The sequence below is a fragment of the Paenibacillus sp. PK4536 genome (assembly GCF_028594455.2).
Taxonomy (GTDB): domain Bacteria; phylum Bacillota; class Bacilli; order Paenibacillales; family Paenibacillaceae; genus Saccharibacillus; species Saccharibacillus nuruki.
Genome location: NZ_CP126313.1, coordinates 2,693,088 through 2,711,025 on the forward strand (window position 1 = coordinate 2,693,088; position 17,938 = coordinate 2,711,025).

The window sequence follows — 17,938 nt, forward strand, 5'->3', positions numbered from 1 at the left end:
AGCGATGAGAGGAATTACAACATGGATACAACAATATGTCCTTGGTGCGATAGTGAGATTGTATGGGACCCCGAATTTGGACCGGAAGAATTGTGCCCGCACTGTCATAATGAATTAAATGGTTATCGTACGCTTAATATTGCTTTAGATGAAGACGAAGATGAGGAATATGTTGAAGGCGGACAGAAGCCACCTGCTGAAGTTCGGAGAGCTCCTGTAGCCCCTGTTGCTCCGCAAGAAGAACAGCAACAATCGTTTGCATCACGTGCGACCAGTCTGTTAAATGATGCAGAGCTATTTACACAACCAAGTCTATCTTCACTCAAAACGATTGAGCAGTATGGTGATGAGAACTTTAATATGGTGCAATATGAAGAAAATGTAGAACAATTGCTGGATCAACAAGAAGAGATTCCACAATGTCCGCATTGTCAGGAATATATGTTGCTTGCAGGAACACAAGAGATGGGCGGAACTGGATTTACTCCTTTGCCTGCAACAGCTAATAATGTTGCGATCTTACCTTCTACATTTAAAGTCAATGTATATGTCTGCCCAAGTTGCTTCCATGTTCATCAAAGTCTGTGCGAAGATGAGCGTGTAGCGATTATTGATAAAATTACCAATCTTAACGAACAATAAGCCATTCAAATATTATATAAAAAGCTCTTATTCTCGACCCGATGATGGTTGAGGATAAGAGCTTTTTGCTATCAATTACACAACAATATCGTCAACTGTTGCAGGGGAAGGCTTGGTTGTACGTGTTAAGCCAAACAGTTCTAATTCAGGACGTTCGATTCCAGTGATTGTATCCGCTAGTAATTGTGCTGCAATAGCGCTATAGACTGTTCCATTACCACCATATCCTTCTACAAAGTAACAGTGAGGATAATCTGGATGTCCACCGATATAAGGCAATCCATCACGGCTGGAACCAAATACAGCTGCCCAAGCATAATCGATTGACAACTCGCCTACATTTGGAAATAACGTCTGTACTTCTTCCAGTAATTTTTGCGATTGTTTTACCATTCGGACGTCACGCCATTCAGGATCAGTAAAAGGCTCATCCAATCCACCGACTACAATCCGATTATCCGCAGTGGTTCTCATATAAAGGTAAGGACGAGTCGTTTCCCAGACCATACTTTGTTCATGCCAACCTTCCCAGCTTTCTACAGGATTAGTCATAATCGCATAAGTGGTTTCTAGAAAAGCACCGCGTTCTTTTTTCATTTCTTGGGTCGCATAACCTGTTGCATAAATTACAGTACGGGCACGAATAGCGATATCGCCTGCATAACAGGTCACTCCTGTATCGTCTGCCACATGATTCGTAATTTCAACACCTTCATATAACTGTGCTCCATGATTCATCGCATCTGCCATCAATGCATGGATAAAGCGATATGGATTTACTTCAGCGTCACCATGAGTGTACAATCCGCCAGCTTTTTGAAAAGAGAAACGCTTCGCAATTTCTTCTTCATTCCAGTATTCTGCTTCAAATCCAAAACGTTTTAGATTTTCATACTCTTCTTTGAGCGCAGGTACATCTTCTGGATTACTTGCATAATATAGACTACTGCGTGGGATTAATTGGGCATCGATCGGTAATGTTGGAGCAATATCGATCAGATATTCCATCGCTTGCTGGCACAAGCGGTAGAATAGTACACCATTTTGTTCGCCAAATGTATTAATACAGGAAGTCATCATTTTATCATTCGTATATTGAAGTAAACCGGTATTGGCAACAGAACTACCTTGACCGATTTTTGATTTTTCAACAAGTACTACATTGATACCTCGGTGTGCAAGTTCACGTGCTGATAAAGCTCCACCCATTCCGCCACCAATAATAAGTACATCACAGGAAATATTGTCATGTAACGCTTGATATTTCGGAGTTTCAGATTCAGGTAAAGTTTTGTCCCATGCGGTACGGTTAGTGTGCAGATCCATAATGTTTCGCTCCTCAAGGTATAATAATGTACTACCTATGCTGACTGTCTAAGTAATAAGATTAAGTAACCTGATTGTTATCCACTTGAAGCAGTTCGCTCAGATAATCGTTTGACAGAAGTATAGAAGCACGTCAGCAGAAGGCAATGATCAAATCAAAGGGTTGGCAGAAATGGGCGATTCATGTCATACTTATGATTAATCTTGCGCACTTGGAGGCTATTACGTTATGAAAGAATTGAGCGACCTTAAATTACAAATATTAGATTTGTTAAAAGAAGATGCAAGACGCACACCACAACTTCTTTCTACCTTACTTGGTGTCGATGAAGCAGAAGTGACTCAAGCGATTCGTGAATTAGAAGATGAGCATGTGATTGTGAAATACACATCTGTGGTGAACTGGAGTAAAGTCGATGATGAGAAAGTCACAGCATTAATCGAAGTACAGATTACACCGGAACGTGGTAGAGGATTTGAAGGAATAGCAGAACGCATTTATTTGTATCCACAAGTAAAATCGGTCTATTTAATGTCTGGCGCCTATGATCTTCTAGTTGAAGTTGAAGGAACCAATTTGAAAGAAGTAGCAAGCTTCGTTTCAGATCGTTTATCTCCTATTGAATCGGTACTGTCTACCAAAACTCACTTTATACTTAAAAAATATAAGCAGGATGGCATTATCTTCGAAGAACATGAAGATGACCGTCGCCTGATCATTTCTCCATAAACGTAACCAATATCGTTATACCCATCTATATTAGATAAGAGTAGAAGAAATCGCGCTTAGATTATAAAGCGCTGAAGGAAGAGGATTGCCATGATTGTGAATAATGAACAACAGATCGGATCATCCAAGTCGATGACTTCTTACCTTTCTCCATTGGTTCAAGATATTAAGCCTTCCGGTATTCGGAAGTTTTTTGATCTGGTGAGTGCGAGTAAAGATATTATTACGTTAGGTGTAGGGGAACCTGATTTTATTACACCGTGGCATGTACGTGAAGCATGCGTCTATTCGTTAGAGCGTGGATATACACGTTATACGTCTAATGCCGGAATGCCTGAACTTCGTGAAGCTATTTCAGGTTATCTGGAAAATGAATTTAAAACCGCATACGATCCCAAAGACGAGATTCTGGTTACTGTCGGCGGTAGTGAAGCGATCGATTTAGCTCTTCGGGCGTTAATTACACCGGGAGATGAGATTCTAATCCCTGAACCTTGTTATATCTCTTATTCACCGATTACAGCGATTGGTGGAGGTATCCCTGTTGGTATTGAGACCTTTGCTAAAGATAATTTCAAATTAACAGCGGAAGCACTTGAAGCACAGATTACGCCACGTTCCAAAATTTTGATTTTGTGCTATCCAAGTAATCCAACAGGTGCGATTATGACCTATGAAGATTGGTTGCCGATCGCTAAAGTAGTAGAAAAGCATGATCTGATTGTAATTTCAGATGAAATTTATGCTGAACTGACGTATGGTACCAAGCATGTTAGCTTTGCATCTGTACCGGGTATGCAAGAACGGACGATCTTGGTTAGTGGATTTTCCAAAGCTTTTGCAATGACCGGCTGGCGGATGGGTTATGCTTGCGGACATCGTGATTTGATTTCAGCGATGCTCAAAATTCACCAATACACAGTAATGTGTGCTCCTGTAATGGGACAAGTGGCAGCACTTGAAGCTTTAACAAATGGATTAGGTGAAAAAGATAAGATGGTCGAGTCGTATAATCGTCGTCGCCGTCTGATTGTCGATGGATTCCGGAGTATCGGTCTGGAATGTCATGAACCTCAAGGTGCTTTTTATGCTTTTCCAAGTATTCAGAATACAGGGCTGACTTCGGAAGAGTTCGCGCAACAGCTTCTGGTTGAGGGCAAAGTTGCAGCAGTTCCGGGCACTGTTTTTGGACTAGGTGGAGAAGGATTTATTCGCTGTTCTTATGCTACATCTGTCGCACAATTAAGTGAAGCATTGGAAAGAATAGGTTCCTTTGTAGCTAAAATAAAATAATTGTCACATAATCTTCTTTTTTCCTTGAATTAACAATTTTCCTGCTTTCATTTGCTCGATCCTATGATATAATGGGTCTTTGGAAGCAGGAAATCATGTCTCAAGGGAGGGGATTGTTTGTATTGTGCCGAATATAATTTGCCAGAATATCGCGGACATATTATTGCTGAGAATAATGAAGTATGGTCAACGTCCTCAGGAGAGTCCTCACAGATACTTTCCCTAGAGGATGAAATTTATGTACTTCGTACGCGAATGGAACAACTATTTCTGGAAGAACAATCGTTCACATCGGAGTTAGTGATTGAGATTAGTATGTTATTAGACTTGAAAATTAATGAATATATGCGCTCTCATCAAAAACGTTAATCACGTTTAGGGTTCTTTTTGCAAGTGACTGATGAATCCATCATATGAGAAGTGCTTACTATAATTAGGTATAGCCTAAATCAACAGGGGGTCCTTACAGAGGAGCTTCTTTTTTTACGTCAAATAGCTGTGGTATGATGGGATATAGTGAATTGAAGGAGGAACGTTCGGTGAAATTGTGGATAAAAGGATTACTGTTAAGCATGAGTATAGTATTTCTGCTGACCGCTTGTGGTGGAGATCAACCGAAAGATCCTAATCAAGTGACTGTCTTTATTATGGGCAGTGAAGGATTCTCGCAAGAGCTAGCAGAACAAGTCAAACAAGAGTTGCAAACCAAGCTAGGTAGCACGATGAAAGTAACTGTGAATACAACACCGATTTACTCCGCTGAAAAATTAACGCTAGAATATGTGGATCGTCAGGATGATATTATTATTTTGCCAGAGAACGATATGAAAGCTTATTCGGTTAATGGTGGACATGTGATGTTGGATAAAGATTTTGATTCCAAAAAGTATTCGCGTGGTGTAACGATGGGTAGCATATCTGAAGAAGATGTAGATCAACAAGAAAAGCATCTATTCTCGATTCCTGTCGATCAAATGAGTATGTTCAAAAAAATCAAATATACACCGGATAATCTGTATGCAGCGATTCCTGTTTTTGCAGATTACAATAAATCTCTCAAAATCTTAAAAGCTATGACAGAATAATATCGCTTTATCATCGAGGGGAGGGCTACAAATGAATATTTATACACGCACAGGTGATGAAGGACAGACTTCAGTAATCGGTGGTAGAGTAAGTAAAGACGATGCTCGTGTCGAAGCTTATGGGACGATTGATGAACTCAATAGCTTTGTAGGTCAAGCACTGGCAATGGCAGAAGGAGAATCTCTTGCCGATGTACGAGAACAATTGTTAGCGATTCAGCATGAGTTGTTCGATTGCGGAGCCGATCTAGCTTTTGTATCATTAGACGAAAGTAAATATAAAGTCCATGCGGAGTTAGTAGATCAACTGGAACAATGGATTGATCAATATGAGACTGAAAATCCTCCAATAGAGCGCTTTATTTTGCCTGGCGGACATCCATTAGCCGCTTCACTACATGTGTGCCGTACCGTATGTCGGCGTGCGGAGCGACGAGTGGTTACCTTAGGTGCAATAACAAATATTAATATAAATGTGCGTAAATACTTAAATCGACTGTCGGATTATTTTTTTGTGATTGCTCGTACTGCCAATGTACGTTCAGGCATAACAGATATTGAATATATCCGCAGTCAAAAAGTATTTCGCCGTGATTGAGGGATTATTGTGATTAATGCTAAGCACGAAACGAATGATTATTACGATCCAATATTGTATATTATACAACCGCAAGATCAAGGTATGATTCTTAAAAATATTATGCAAAAGCGGATGGGAATTTCACGCAAATTATTATCCCGTCTCAAAATGACGGATCAAGGTGTGATGCTCAATGGTCAGCATGTCTATGTTAGTACCAAAGTGCAGGCTGGCGATAAGTTAGAGATTCGGATGGAACGTGAACAATCCGATGATATTCTGCCACAAGCTCAGCAGATTGATGTGATCTATGAAGATCAGCATCTATTGATTGTGAACAAAAAAGCAGGCGTAATTGTGCATCCTACCAGTGGACATTATACCGATACGCTGGCAAATGGTGTTGTGCATTACTGGCAAGAACGTGGAGAGAAATTCCGTTTTCGTCCTGTCCATCGTTTAGATCAGGATACATCGGGTGTGCTGGCTATCGCTAAAAATCCATATGCACATCAACACATTTCCGAGCAAATGATCAATCATTCGGTTCAGAAAAGGTATCATGCGTATGTGCATCATATTCCGACTGTATCGCAAGGCAGAATAGAAGGGGCAATAGATCGTGATCTGATCGAACCTCATATGCGTGTAGTCACTCCAGATGGATATGCCGCAGCCACTCGGTATCAAGTGCTAGAATCTTTTGTAGATCGAGATATAGCCTTGGTTGAATTGGAATTAGAAACGGGACGTACTCATCAGATTCGAGTACATATGAAGCATATTGGTTGTCCACTTGTAGGAGATCGGTTGTATGGCTATGCACGACCAGACAAGAACTTAGATGTATCTACATCGATATCGCAACTTGATCAACTGGCAGGTAGACAGGCATTACATGCGGTTGAATTAGGTTTTGTTCATCCTGTTACAGGCGAAGAGATGCTTTTTCAAGCCCCTTTACCAGAAGATTTGGCTAACTTGGATGCGGAATTGCGAGGACTGGAATCAAAGGACTAAAGGAGTGTAAATCGAATGAGTAAATTAACCGTATATCAATATCCACAATGCAGTACATGCCGTAATGCGATCAAATGGCTACGTGCAGAAGGGCATGAATTGAACTTGATTCATATTGTAGAGTCTCCACCAACAGCAGAACAACTGCGGGAATTGGTTGAACACAGTGAACTGGAACTGAAGAAATTTTTCAATACCAGTGGTGAAGTGTATAAAAGTCAGAATCTCAAAGAAAAATTACCATCCATGGGTGCTCAAGAACAACTACAATTATTATCCGAAAATGGTAAATTGATCAAACGTCCGATTGTGACGGATGGCGATCGAGTGACTGTAGGCTTCAAAGAAGCAACGTACGAAGAAACATGGAAAGCGTAAAATCGGAACTTCTATTTTGGAGTAAACACAATGATCTAGATAATGATAAGATTACCTTTTAAGCAAAAGCCTTTTACTGAGCAGTCATCTGCCGGTTCAAAGGCTTTTTTGTTTTCGATTTTGGTACACATATACAAAATTAAAAAACAATAATATATAATATATTGGAGTCGCTTTAGATCTGAACCTATAGCATAATCAATTAGGTCTAAAGCGATTGTTATACATGTTGATCAATAAAGGATGGCGATTATGAGCAAATTAGAAATTGATTGGAGTCAGGCATTACCGATACATATGGCATCGCTAGCAGAATTGAGAGCGGTTGTTCTTCGTGACGATCTTACCCGTCTGGGTCGGTTTGATGAGTATAAAGTTCGTCAGCGCTTTCGTGATGCTTTTGAACCTAATGATACATGGTTGATCGAAGTAGAAGGAAAGATAGCCGGTTGCGTGGCTTTAAAGCCGGATACGAATGATTATACGTTAGAGCATTTTTATATTGATCCTGTCTATCAAGGTCAAGGGATAGGAAGTCAGACTCTTGAACAATTGCTATCGCAATCGCATCTGCAAGATAAAGTAGTTCATCTTAATGTGTTACAAGGTAGCCCGGCTAGAAGGCTATATGAACGCTTTGGATTTACACTGGATCGTGAAGATGAAGTAGATATATTTATGAGTCGTACGATTTGAAAAAAATAGTATCATAATAAAGAACATCATCCAGAATAGTGGTAAAATTTAAAGGTATGTGAATACTTGTACAGTATCGCAGAAATTCGGTATGATATACTCAGATTGGATTCATCTGTATTGAAGAGAGAAGGTAGAAGTGAAGCTAATGAAAGATCAAAAAATAATGCTAGTCGATGGAATGGCGCTGTTATTCCGAGCTTATTATGCAACAGCACAATCCGGTTATATTCGTCGTACAAAATCGGGTATTCCTACTAATGCCATTTATGGATTTGTACGCTATCTATGGGACGCTGTGCAACTGTACAATCCTACGCATATTGCTTGTTGTTGGGATGTCAGTAGTAAAACATTTCGTACCGAAGAATTTGCCGCTTATAAAGGCAATCGTTCGGCTGCACCGGATGATCTGATTCCACAGTTTGATTTGATTTTGGAAGTGACTGAAAGTATGGGCATTCCTAATCTGAGTGCACCCGGATATGAAGCCGATGATTGTATCGGTACGATTTCCCGTGAACTGGAAGCAGATATGGAAGTTCTTATTTTGACAGGAGACCATGATCTATTACAGCTAGTGGATGAACGGACTAGCGTCATTATTATGAAAAAAGGCTATGGTAATTACAAAGTCTATACTCCTGAATCGTTAATGGAAGAAAAAGAATTAACACCTTCTCAGATTATTGATATGAAAGCGTTGATGGGCGATGCTAGCGACAACTATCCAGGAGTCAAAGGAATCGGTGAAAAAACAGCAACTAAGCTGGTCAAAGAATACGGTACAATCGCAGGTATCTTAGAAAATCTGGATCAATTAACTCCATCGATTCGCAAAAAGATCGAAAATGATCTAGAGATGCTTCATCTATCGCATCGTCTAGCAGCGATTCATCGTGAAGTGCCTGTGGTTTGTTCTTTGGATGCGAGTCTGTTGCTTTTGGAAGATGAGATTATCCTAACTAAATTTGAAGAATTAGAGATCAAAAGTCTTTGTTCGATGTTAGGCGTAGGTGTATTTTAAATGAAAATACAGTCTCGTCTAGGTATCGGTGTTCTCACTCTAATGATGATTCTGTGCTTGCTTCCTACTGCTGGTTCTTCAGCGGTAGCAGCAGGATCTGGAATCAAAGCTTCGACTCAAAACGTATCTGCTGCTGGACGTACATTTACAGTCCAGACGGTGCATATTCCTAAAGGAACTTCAACAGGAGTAGGTCTAGCTGATCGACAAGTTGGGCAAACGTCTTCATTATCTTCCATCGTTAAAAGCTATAACGCTCAAGCAGCGATCAACGGTGCTTTTTTCGAAGCTTATGGTGGCGCACCTGATCCTTATGGAACGTTAATTACAGGCGGACGTATTGCTCATCTAGGCAGATATGGAACCACTATTGGCTTTTTGGCGAATGGTACAGCTCTTATGGATTCGTTACGGCTTTCTATAACAGGAACCGTTCAATCTACCAATGGCAAATCTTCTAGCTGGTATGCTATCTGGGTGAATCGTCTACCGGGAACGTCCAGTACTTCGATTATCTATACACCTGATCGTGGTAAAAACACAGGATTTACAGGAGGCATTGCAGTAACGGTAGCGAATGGCAAAGTGATTCGTAAAGGCAATAATAACAAAGCACCTATTCCAGCTAATGGATATGTGCTGGTGTACACAGGTGATCAGAAATATGCGGCTGATCGATTTACAGTTGGGGCTACAGTGCAACAGAATATTGCTTATCAAGATATCAATGGTAAAGATATTCCATGGCAAAAGGTAGTCACTGCGGTCGGTGCAGGTCCTCGCTTAGTAAAAGATAGTCGAATCGCTTTAAATGCGGCGGCAGAAGGATTTCAAGATCCCAAAATTTTGACAGATTCAGGTGCTCGTAGTGGTATTGCTATTATGGCAGATGGATCAATTATGCTAGTGACAGTTCCCGGAGCAACGATGAAGCAATGGGCAGCTATTATGCAAAAGCTTGGAGCCAGACAAGCGATGAATTTAGATGGAGGCGCTTCATCGGGCATGTATGCCAATGGAAGTATCAAGACTGCACCCGGGCGATTACTAAGTAATACGCTAATTTTTGGTGCTAGCGGTTCATAAGTAACAGCGTCGACATAAGCTCGACTTCAATATCATATATGATCCACATAGAGCATTTCTGTACTAATCTATTTGAATACTAATCTATCCTTATCGGATAACTCAAAGGAGATATGTCATTTATGAAAAAATTAGGGGCTATTGAAGCAGGCGGTACTAAATTTGTATGTGGAATCGGTACAGAAAATGGGGAGATTCTAGAAAGAGTCAGTTTCCCAACCGAGACACCTGAGATTACGATGAAAAATGTAATTTCCTTTTTTGAAGGCAAAGGAGTCGAAGCGATTGGTATCGGTTCTTTTGGACCGATTGATCCGATCAAAGGAAGCCCGACGTATGGATACATAACGACTACACCGAAGCCACACTGGGGACAATACAATATTGTTGGACATATGAAAGAACATTTTGATGTACCAATCGGCTTTGACACCGATGTGAACGGAGCGGCATTAGGAGAACATAAATGGGGTGCAGCGCAAGGGTTAGATAGCTGTATCTATATCACTGTAGGAACAGGTATTGGTGCAGGCGCTGTAGTCGATGGTAAAATGCTACATGGTCTATCGCATCCAGAAATGGGACATATTCTAGTTCGTCGTCATCCAGACGATCATTTTGAAGGCTTCTGCCCTTATCATGGCGATTGCTTAGAAGGTGTAGCTGCTGGCCCTGCGATTGAAAGACGTTGGAATGTTAAAGGTTCTGAATTAACAACGGATCATCCTGCATGGGAAATGGAAGCTTACTACCTTGCGCAAGCCTTGATGAACTATGTATTGATCTTATCCCCGCAAAAAATTGTAATGGGTGGCGGCGTGATGAAGCAAGATCAATTATTCCCACTCATTCGTGAAAAATTACAAAAACTATTAGCAGGTTATGTACAACATCCTAGCTTGAATGAACAGATTGATCAGTTTATTGTTCCTCCACAATTGGGAGACAACGCTGGATTGTGTGGAGCTCTTGCGTTGGCTGATCTAGCATTATCAGGAGAAACGGGTGCAACCCATGGCGAATAAGAAAAAAGTAAATCCGGCAATCAAAAGACAGCAACAGCAAGAATACAAACAAAAAGAAGCGTTACGCCAAAAGAAGTTAATGCGTAATCTGATTATTGGAACAGTAGCTGTTATAGCAGTCATTGTGTTATTGATTGTTTTTATACCGAATAACAAAACAGCGGAAGCGACTACTTTTGATTACAGTCAGCTTCCGGTGAAAGGTGAAAAAACAGCTCCTGTCAAAATTGTAGAATTTGGCGATTTCAAATGTCCAATTTGTAAGCAATTTAACGAAATCATTGTTCCGCAAATTCAAAAAGATTTTATCGCTAATGGAACAGCAGCTATGTACTTTATGAACTTCCCATTTTTGGGACCGGATTCAACCACAGCTGCATTAGCTGTAGAGTCTGTTTATCATCAAAATAATGATGCATTCTGGAAATTCTTTGATGCGGTTTATACCAATCAAGGAGATGAAAACACAGAATGGGCAACTACCGATTTCCTTGTGAATTTAGCTAAAAAAGCAGATGCCTCTATTGATACCACTAAGCTTCGTCAAGATATTGAGAACAAAACGTATGCTAAAGAGATACAAGCTCAATATGATAAAGGAAAAGAGTTAAATCTGCCGGGTACACCATCAATCTATATCAACGGAGTAGAATATACAGGTGATTTGGGAGATTATACAGCACTCAAAGCAGCTATCGAGAAAGCCAAAACTGAAGCTGGATCGGAGGGCTAATCCTATGAATACAGAAACGCCTCCATCTTTTTTAGCACGGTACTATTTATTTCTAGCATGGATAGTAGCTATTGTAGCCACTGGTGGAAGTCTGTATTTGAGTGATGTGATGTTACTGGAGCCTTGTAAATTATGCTGGTATCAGCGTATTTTTATGTACCCACAGGTAATTTTACTTGGAATTGCAGCATATCATAATGATCGTCGTATTGTCAGATATTCAATGCCACTCATTATTCTGGGTGCTTGTGTAGCGATTTACCATTATGCAGAGCAACATATTCCAGCATTAAGTCGAATTTTACCATGTACAACAGGGGTTCCTTGTAATAAGCCTTATTTTGAGTGGTTTGGTTTTATTACGATTCCTTTTATGGCACTGATCGCTTTTATTTTGATTGCGTTATTGCTGTGGAGAGGTAGTCGTGCAGCAGACGCTATCGTTTATGAAGATGAAGAAATCGAATAATCATTACATTTTGAAAGCAGTACAAAGTCTTCTTTTTAGCATCTATTGTTGAAAAGAAGGCTTTTTTTATAAACATGATTTTAATCAATTTTGATGGATTTGATGTAATCAGTACGTTTAAAGGTTAACTATAGTAAGAGAATACTGTTCAATAACTAGAAAAAAGTGGAGGAATGTCTCATGAGAGAAGGAAATTCAATATATGAAGTTGAGCCGTGGTCGATACGTGAATCTTCTTTTGACCCTGCTCACAACCGTAGAGGAGAAACTATTTTTACAGTCGCTAACGGGTATCTAGGGATGCGTGGTCATTTTGAAGAAGGACTGGAAGGTGCAGGTATTAATGCACTGAATGGTACGTATTTGAATGGATTTTATGATTCAGCAGATATTACGTATGGAGAAGAAGCTTTTGGTTATGCACGCAAACGTCAGACGATGCTCAATGTCACGGATAGCAAAATTATTGAATTGTTTATTGATGGGGAACAATTTAATTTATTGAGTGGACGTGTGATTGAATACGAACGCATTTTGGATATGCAAAAAGGGATATTATCCCGTCATGTTGTATGGGAAAGTGGTACAGGGAAGCAAGTAGAAGTGAATACTCAGCGTTTAATTTCTTTTGATAATAAACATGTAGCGATGGTTCGTTATACGGTGAAGCCTGTTAATTTTACAGGTGAAATTAAACTGGTATCTGCATTGAATGGTAAAGTAACCAATGAAATATCAGCAGATGATCCGCGAGCAGGATCGGCTTTTGGAGGGCAAGTATTACATACGGTTCAGTCGTATGAAGAAAATACGTTTATGGCTCTAGAGCAACGTACGACAGAAACTGAGTTTCATTTATTGTGTGGCGCAGAGCATACGTTAGATTACGAATATACGTTATCTACGATCCAAGAAGATGAGCGTATAGCGAAAGCATTTACCATGCAAGTGGACGAAGGACAATCGGTTACACTCGATAAATCGATCGTTTATTATTCGTCTAAAGATTACGAAGTCGATCACTTGCTGATTTTGGCTCAATCTACATTAAAAGAAGTCAAAGCCAAAGGCTGGGACGCTTTAACGATAAAACAAAAAGAATATTTGGATGAATTCTGGGAAATTGCAGATGTGAATGTAGAAGGCGATGAACTGTTACAACAGGGATTACGATACAATGCATATCAATTATTCCAATCTGTAGGTCGGGATGGCAAAACCAATATCAGTGCTAAAGGGATCACGGGAGAAGGGTATGAAGGACATTACTTCTGGGATACGGAAACGTATATGTTACCATTCTTCTTATATACCAAGCCTGAGTTAGCTTTACGTCTGTTAGAATATCGCTATTATACATTGCCCAAAGCAAGAGAACGTGCAGTTGAAATGGCAGCAGAAGGCGCATTGTTCCCGTGGCGTACAATTAATGGAGAAGAAGCTTCGGCTTATTATCCGGGGGGAACAGCTCAATTCCATATCAATGCCGATGTAGCTCATGCGATTATTCAGTATGTTGAAGCGACAGGCGATCAAGACTTTTTGCAGACCAAAGGGTTAGAGATGTTGATCGAGATTTCAAGATTTTTCTTATCTGTTGGGAATTGGATTACAGGCAAAGGATTCTGTATTAATGGAGTGACAGGCCCTGATGAATATACGGCGATTGTGAATAACAACACGTATACCAACATTATGGTCAAAGATGCACTGGAATTCACTGTACATGAACTAAAACAATGGGAAGAATTAACACCAGATTCTTATCTAGCGATGCACAGTCTTATGGGATTAACAGAAGAAGAGTTAGCAGATTGGTCTCGTGCAGCAGATGAAATTTATATCCATCGTCAAAATGGATTGATCGGTCAAGATGATTCTTTCCTTGATAAAGGCGTATGGGACTTTGATAATACACCTGCTGAAAATTATCCGTTGTTGCTACATTATCATCCATTAGTGATCTATCGTCAGCAAGTGATTAAGCAAGCCGATCTTATTCTTGCATTCTATTTGCTTGGCGAGAAATTTACTAAATTGGAAAAAGTAAAAAACTATGCCTATTATGAGCCTTTGACCACACATGATTCTTCATTGTCTGCGGCGATCCATGCGATTATTGCAGCCGAACTTGGTAATATGGATCATGCATATAACTTCTTTATCGAATCAGCACGTATGGATCTGGATGATATTCATGGAAATGTCAAAGACGGTATTCATGCGGCTTCGATGGCAGGTAGCTGGCTGACAATTATCGGCGGATTCGCAGGGATGCGTCAGTATGATGGTCGTTTGCATTTTGAACCGAAATTACCTCCAAGTTGGACAGAATATTCATTCCGTGTTCAATTTCAGGATCGCCTTGTCAATGTAAATGTCGAAGGCAATAAAACAACATATAGTATTGTACGTGGAGAACCATTGACAATAGAACATTACGGTCAAGAATATATTATTGCGATGACCCAACCGCTTGAAGCAAACAATCGTGATCTGTGTGCGATTGTATTCGGATTAGAAGGTGTGGTTACTTCTGTCATTGATGAAGAAGCAGATGCCGAGCAAAAAGCAGAGTTGTTACCGGGAGTCGAAGACTTACTACAACATTTTGCTGATCATAATATCGCTGTTGTGCTTGCATCCGATCGTCATGATGCAGAAGAAGTAGTAGAACAGCTAGGAATTCGCCAACACTTTAACAGAATCATTACAGCAAATGATGTAGCTTATGGTAAGCCTGATCCTGAGATTTTTATCAAAGCGGCAAATGCTGTTAATATTCATCCGTACCATACGATGGTGATTGAAGATTCTACTGAATCTATCCAATCTGCTCGCCAAATAGGAATGAAAACTATCGCTGTGAGTTCCCAATCTCGAATCGATAGCGCACACTTCACAGTGCCAGGACTGGACGGACTTAACCTAGAAACAATGATCCGCTGGATGCAACTTCCTTAGTCCCGCGCTTGGCACCATAAGCGCGACCAAGTACAATCAAAAAATGATTTTTGCGCCAGCAAAATATCTTACAACCAGCGCTTGGCACCATAAGCGCGACCCATAAAATGAGAAAGTGATTTTTGCGCCAGCAAAATATCTTACAACCCGCGCTTGGCACCATAAGCGCGACCCAGTACAATCAAAAAAAGCTGTCCTTTTTCATCACATGACGATGAATAAGGGCAGCTTTAATCTTTTCAGATCCAATCTTTTTTGCGGAAGGTGAAAAACATCGTTAGACCTAACGTGATCATAATCCCGATAACGAGCGGATAACCGAAGCGCCAATGTAATTCAGGCATATCTTCAAAGTTCATCCCATAAATACCGGTAATCACAGTCAATGGCATAAATATCGTTGTAATAGCTGTAAAGACACGCATAATTTCATTCGCTCGATTCGAAATACTGGACTGATAAGCTTCTCGTAAGTTACCCATCAGATCGCGGAACGTATCGAACATCTCAGAGACTTTGACAGCATTTTCGTATACGTCACTGAAATATTTTTGCAATTGATCGTCAATTAAGCGTAAGTCTTTTTTGTTCAATGTATTGATTACTTCACGCTGTGGTCCCAATACACGCTTGAGCCATAGAATTTCTCCACGTAGACCAATAATTTCATTCAAATGCGACTTTTTGGTATGCATCAATATATTTTCTTCCAACAGTTCGATCTGATCTTCAATCCGATCACCAACAGCGAAGTAATTATCAACCACCAGATCGACTAATAAATACATAAATTTATCGGCGCGACTCACTTCTTCTTCCCATAAAATAGGTTTGAGTACACGTAACTCATTAATTTTCTGCTTGGTGACTGTAATAATATAATGCCGTCCTAGAAAAATATTCAAGGCGCGCAAAAAAATCTCTTCGTTATCAAAACGAATACTGTTCACGACAATAAAGTAATGACTTTCATAAATCTCGATCTTCGGGCGTTGTTCTTCTTCACTTAGACAATCTTCTACAGCCAGATCATGGAGCATAAAGAGCGGTTGTAATTCAATCAAATCTTCCAAATCTGCATCGATCCAATAAAATCCTTCTTCAGGTGCAATCAGTGTGTCGGTAATATTTTCTACTGGAGTGAATGCTCCAGCATTGACGTGCCGAACTTTCATTGTGTTCTACCCCTTTATTATGAAATGAGCAGGGAAAGAAGCGGCAACCGCACACTTATTTACAAAGCTTCGCTATAATTTATGAAAAACGGAGAAGATTTTTCAATAATGGCGCGTTACTCAAGTGCCCTATGGTTGTCGTTTGTTTCCTGCAATTTGTCCATCCGTCCTGCTGCCAACTGGGCCTCGGGTCGCCTTCCATTTTGAAATTCACCTCTTTGTTATCTATATATTTATGAAAACTATGAAAAAACGTCAAATACTTGTTAAGTATACCGTGGTCATGGAAGCCTTTCAAGCTTAAATAAGAATCCTGCTTGGAAATCAACCAATACAGTTACCAACAACCTATTTATCGGTTCAAAACAAGACATTTTTGACAGCACTTGACGACAGACGGTAGAATAGTATAAATTATGGTATAAGAAAAGTATTGAATTAATGTAATTACAAATTGAATAAGCAAATCTTATCAAGAGCAGGTGGAGGGACTAGCCCGATGAAACCCGGCAACCGGCGGTATGACCGCACGGTGCTAATTCTTGCAGAGATATAAGTTTGAGAGCATTATTTTAGACTTAATATCTGCTGACAGATGAGAGAGGCGTCTATTATATACGCGACAATATCGCAAATGACCTTTCTCAAGTATCAGGAGAAAGGTCATTTTTGTATATACGCATAATGAAGCTTTCTCCTGAATGATAAGAAATACACACATCCAAGGAGTGAATGAAGATGCCAATTAAGATTCCGGATAGCTTACCCGCCAAAGAAGTATTAACAGGTGAAAATATTTTCGTCATGGACGACAGTCAAGCTTTTCAACAGGATATTCGTCCATTACGGATTGCTATTTTAAATCTAATGCCTACGAAAGAAACAACCGAAACCCAATTATTGCGCTTGCTAGGAAATAGTCCGCTTCAAATCGATATTTATTTATTACATGCGCAATCGCATACATCGAAGAATACATCTACTGAATATTTGAACTTATTTTATAAAACGTTTGAAGAAGTCAAACATCTTCGTTTTGATGGTCTGGTCGTGACGGGTGCTCCTGTAGAAACGATGGATTTTGAAGATGTGAATTATTGGGAAGAGATTCAAGATATTTTTGATTGGAGTAAAAAGAACGTCACTTCAACCATGCATATCTGTTGGGCTTCACAAGCAGGTCTTTATCATCATTTCGGCGTACCTAAAGTAGATTTGGAAGAAAAATGTTTTGGTGTATTTCCACACACTTTAAATAAAGAAAATGTAAAATTACTACGAGGATTTGATGAGTTATACTTTGCGCCTCATTCTCGTCATACCGAAGTACGTCATGGAGATATTGCCAAGATTCCTGAATTAGAAATCTTATCAGAATCAGAAGAAGCTGGCGTATATCTAGCGGCAACTAAAGACGGCAGTCAAATTTTTGTGACAGGGCATTCGGAATATGATTCATTGTCACTGAAATGGGAATATGAACGTGATATCGCCAAAGGAATGGATGTCGCACCACCGAAAAATTATTTTCCAAATAATGATCCATCGCGTACACCACCATCCACATGGCGTGCACATGCGAACTTATTATTTTCCAACTGGCTGAATTATTATGTATACCAAGAAACACCGTATGATTTGGAAAGTGCTAAAGCTGAAGCTGGTAATTACTGTATCTAAATTTGTGATAAACCCAATCGATTGTTATT

The 17,938-nt window shown here is 39.9% G+C and carries 18 protein-coding genes and 1 riboswitch; of the genes, 16 read left to right on the top strand and 2 right to left on the bottom strand.

Annotated features, from left to right (window positions below):
* The first annotated feature begins 21 nt into the window (after positions 1 to 21).
* Entirely contained in the window at positions 22 to 642 is a 621-nt protein-coding gene (locus PO903_RS12080; RefSeq protein WP_069327275.1) for a hypothetical protein, read from the top strand.
* Positions 643 to 717: 75 nt separating this feature from the next.
* Here the strand turns inward: PO903_RS12080 and PO903_RS12085 are convergent, their stop codons facing one another.
* Positions 718 to 1,968 (bottom strand): NAD(P)/FAD-dependent oxidoreductase, encoded by a 1,251-nt coding sequence (locus PO903_RS12085; RefSeq protein ID WP_069327276.1) that lies wholly within the window; start codon positions 1,966 to 1,968, stop codon positions 718 to 720.
* 229 nt (positions 1,969 to 2,197) lie between these two features.
* Between PO903_RS12085 and PO903_RS12090 the strand changes: the two genes are divergently transcribed.
* The 14 genes from PO903_RS12090 to PO903_RS12155 all read left to right on the top strand — a co-directional run bounded on the left by PO903_RS12090 (position 2,198) and on the right by PO903_RS12155 (position 15,054).
* Positions 2,198 to 2,698: an Lrp/AsnC family transcriptional regulator gene (locus tag PO903_RS12090; RefSeq protein WP_069327277.1), complete on the top strand. Its 501-nt coding sequence runs from the start codon at positions 2,198 to 2,200 to the stop codon at positions 2,696 to 2,698.
* A 90-nt stretch (positions 2,699 to 2,788) separates the two neighbouring features.
* On the top strand, positions 2,789 to 3,991 hold the full coding sequence (locus PO903_RS12095; protein WP_273593534.1) for an aminotransferase class I/II-fold pyridoxal phosphate-dependent enzyme: 1,203 nt from the start codon (positions 2,789 to 2,791) through the stop codon (positions 3,989 to 3,991).
* A gap of 162 nt (positions 3,992 to 4,153) precedes the next feature.
* Entirely contained in the window at positions 4,154 to 4,360 is a 207-nt protein-coding gene (locus PO903_RS12100) for an aspartyl-phosphate phosphatase Spo0E family protein (RefSeq protein WP_241669322.1), read from the top strand.
* A 170-nt stretch (positions 4,361 to 4,530) separates the two neighbouring features.
* Positions 4,531 to 5,076: an LPS-assembly lipoprotein LptE gene (locus tag PO903_RS12105; RefSeq protein WP_273593535.1), complete on the top strand. Its 546-nt coding sequence runs from the start codon at positions 4,531 to 4,533 to the stop codon at positions 5,074 to 5,076.
* A 31-nt stretch (positions 5,077 to 5,107) separates the two neighbouring features.
* Positions 5,108 to 5,674 (top strand): cob(I)yrinic acid a,c-diamide adenosyltransferase, encoded by a 567-nt coding sequence (locus tag PO903_RS12110; protein WP_273593536.1) that lies wholly within the window; start codon positions 5,108 to 5,110, stop codon positions 5,672 to 5,674.
* A gap of 9 nt (positions 5,675 to 5,683) precedes the next feature.
* The gene (locus PO903_RS12115; RefSeq protein ID WP_502921640.1) at positions 5,684 to 6,676 is read left to right on the top strand and encodes an RluA family pseudouridine synthase; all 993 of its coding nucleotides are present in this window, start codon (positions 5,684 to 5,686) and stop codon (positions 6,674 to 6,676) included.
* A gap of 15 nt (positions 6,677 to 6,691) precedes the next feature.
* Complete coding sequence (locus PO903_RS12120) at positions 6,692 to 7,054, top strand: arsenate reductase family protein (RefSeq protein ID WP_069326883.1); 363 nt, start codon at positions 6,692 to 6,694, stop codon at positions 7,052 to 7,054.
* 252 nt (positions 7,055 to 7,306) lie between these two features.
* Positions 7,307 to 7,750 (top strand): GNAT family N-acetyltransferase, encoded by a 444-nt coding sequence (locus PO903_RS12125; protein ID WP_273593537.1) that lies wholly within the window; start codon positions 7,307 to 7,309, stop codon positions 7,748 to 7,750.
* Between the two features lie 148 nt (positions 7,751 to 7,898).
* A complete protein-coding gene (locus PO903_RS12130) occupies positions 7,899 to 8,777 on the top strand; it encodes a 5'-3' exonuclease (RefSeq protein WP_069326885.1) in 879 nt (292 codons plus the stop codon).
* Complete coding sequence (locus tag PO903_RS12135) at positions 8,778 to 9,863, top strand: phosphodiester glycosidase family protein (RefSeq protein WP_273593538.1); 1,086 nt, start codon at positions 8,778 to 8,780, stop codon at positions 9,861 to 9,863.
* 122 nt (positions 9,864 to 9,985) lie between these two features.
* Entirely contained in the window at positions 9,986 to 10,888 is a 903-nt protein-coding gene (locus PO903_RS12140; protein ID WP_069326887.1) for an ROK family protein, read from the top strand.
* Positions 10,878 to 11,621: a DsbA family protein gene (locus PO903_RS12145; protein ID WP_069326888.1), complete on the top strand. Its 744-nt coding sequence runs from the start codon at positions 10,878 to 10,880 to the stop codon at positions 11,619 to 11,621. Before PO903_RS12140 ends, PO903_RS12145 begins: the two co-directional genes overlap by 11 nt.
* Before the next feature lie 4 nt (positions 11,622 to 11,625).
* Complete coding sequence (locus tag PO903_RS12150; RefSeq protein ID WP_273593539.1) at positions 11,626 to 12,090, top strand: disulfide oxidoreductase; 465 nt, start codon at positions 11,626 to 11,628, stop codon at positions 12,088 to 12,090.
* A gap of 180 nt (positions 12,091 to 12,270) precedes the next feature.
* A complete protein-coding gene (locus PO903_RS12155) occupies positions 12,271 to 15,054 on the top strand; it encodes an HAD-IA family hydrolase (protein WP_069326890.1) in 2,784 nt (927 codons plus the stop codon).
* A gap of 239 nt (positions 15,055 to 15,293) precedes the next feature.
* On the opposite strand, the gene corA is transcribed toward PO903_RS12155, so the two are convergent.
* Positions 15,294 to 16,229 carry a magnesium/cobalt transporter CorA gene (gene corA, locus PO903_RS12160; protein ID WP_069326891.1) on the bottom strand — a complete coding sequence of 312 codons (936 nt, stop codon included), beginning with the start codon at positions 16,227 to 16,229 and terminating at the stop codon, positions 15,294 to 15,296.
* 466 nt (positions 16,230 to 16,695) lie between these two features.
* Positions 16,696 to 16,831: riboswitch (SAM riboswitch) on the top strand.
* Between the two features lie 136 nt (positions 16,832 to 16,967).
* Here corA and metA point away from each other — a divergent pair.
* Entirely contained in the window at positions 16,968 to 17,909 is a 942-nt protein-coding gene (gene metA, locus PO903_RS12165; protein ID WP_273593540.1) for a homoserine O-acetyltransferase MetA, read from the top strand.
* Positions 17,910 to 17,938: the final 29 nt, after the last annotated feature.